Here is a 1,319-nt window from a genome sequence, read left to right as displayed (position 1 = left end):
GAACAACCCGCCGGCCGCGCCCCCCTTATGCGCCTGCCGGAGAACGACTGAGGTCCGACCGAACCTGACGATCATGGAGTTGACGGCCGGGCGGCCGCCTACTCCATGATCGATCTGTGGGTCAGAACTGCCGGCCGTTGGAGGGGCGACCGGCGGCGTCGCGTGGAGTCATCGCCCGGGGGTCGTCGGCGGTGCGGGCCTGCGCCGCCTCGTCCGCCCAGTCCCGGCCGCGTTCGGCGTCCTGTTCGCGCCGTTCCTGCTCGACGTCACCGGTCTGCTGCTTCCGCTTCGCCATCGGAGGTCCTCGCGATCCGTCGGGGCGCGGCTGCGCCGGTGCTGATGGTCACCCCGGTCTTCCCGATGGCCCCGGCGACAAACGACGGCGGCGTGACCCGCCCTGGGGCGTGCCGGCTAGTCCGATCACCGAATGCGGCATCCCGCGGCATCCCGAACACCAGATACCGCAACCTGCCGCAGACCAAGAGCTGCCGGGCCGGCCCGGGGCGGGCCGCCGCCCGGAACCGCCCAGGGCATGTCGGGCGGCAGCGGGTGAGCGAGGCCCCCGCGGCGGGTATCCGCTGGGGGCACGCCGCCCCGCCGGGGAGGCGGGCGCCGACGCGAGGAGGGGCGGCATGGGTGAGCGTGGACAGGTGACCGTCCCGGTCGGTGCGGCCGGGTTGCCGGCCGACATCGACGGGCCGGCCGACGCGGCCGGTGTGGTGCTCTTCGCCCACGGCAGCGGCAGCTCCCGGCACAGCCCGCGGAACGTGGCGGTGGCCCGGGTGCTCCAGCGGCGTGGGCTGGTGACGGTGCTGGTGGACCTGCTCACGGCCGAGGAGGACGCGGTCGACGCGGTCACCGCCGAGCTGCGGTTCGACATCGGCATGCTCGCCGACCGGCTCGCCGGGATCGTGGACTGGCTGGGCACCGAGCCGTCACTGGGCCGGCTCCCGGTGGGACTCTTCGGGGCGAGCACCGGAGCGGCGGCGGCCCTGGTGGCCGCGGCGGCCCGTCCCGAGCGGGTGGCGGCGGTGGTGTCCCGGGGTGGCCGCCCGGACCTGGCCGGTTCCGCGCTGACGGCGGTGCGCGCGCCGACCCTGATGCTGGTCGGCGGCCTCGACGAGCAGGTGATCACACTTAACGAGCAGGCGGCCGAGCGGCTGGCCGCGCCGAACGAACTGCGGATCGTGCCCGACGCCACCCACCTCTTCGAGGAACCCGGCACCCTGGATCAGGTCGCCGACGCGGCGAGCGACTGGTTCGCCACCCACCTGGCGGTCCGGAACTGACGGTGCCCCACCCCGTCAGGCGGGTGCGGG

General features: G+C 75.1%; 2 protein-coding genes. One reads left to right on the top strand and one right to left on the bottom strand.

Annotated features, from left to right (window positions below; all coding sequences use genetic code 11):
• Positions 1 to 121: 121 nt before the first annotated feature.
• Complete coding sequence (locus E1193_RS32290; RefSeq protein WP_165945877.1) at positions 122 to 295, bottom strand: hypothetical protein; 174 nt, start codon at positions 293 to 295, stop codon at positions 122 to 124.
• A gap of 337 nt (positions 296 to 632) precedes the next feature.
• Here E1193_RS32290 and E1193_RS31415 point away from each other — a divergent pair, with 337 nt between their 5' ends.
• On the top strand, positions 633 to 1,289 hold the full coding sequence (locus E1193_RS31415) for a dienelactone hydrolase family protein (RefSeq protein WP_132186742.1): 657 nt from the start codon (positions 633 to 635) through the stop codon (positions 1,287 to 1,289).
• Positions 1,290 to 1,319: the final 30 nt, after the last annotated feature.

Source organism: Micromonospora sp. KC606, from assembly GCF_004348675.1.
Classification (GTDB): Bacteria; Actinomycetota; Actinomycetes; order Mycobacteriales; family Micromonosporaceae; genus Micromonospora.
The sequence above is the reverse complement of the archived record's forward strand: the minus strand, read 5'-3'. Positions and strand labels throughout refer to the sequence as shown.

Excerpts from the sequence above, each read along its gene's own strand:
- E1193_RS31415 (WP_132186742.1), top strand. The coding sequence starts at position 633 with ATGGGTGAGCGTGGACAGGTGACCGTCCCGGTCGGTGCGGCCGGGTTG.
- E1193_RS32290 (WP_165945877.1), bottom strand. The coding sequence starts at position 295 with ATGGCGAAGCGGAAGCAGCAGACCGGTGACGTCGAGCAGGAACGGCGC.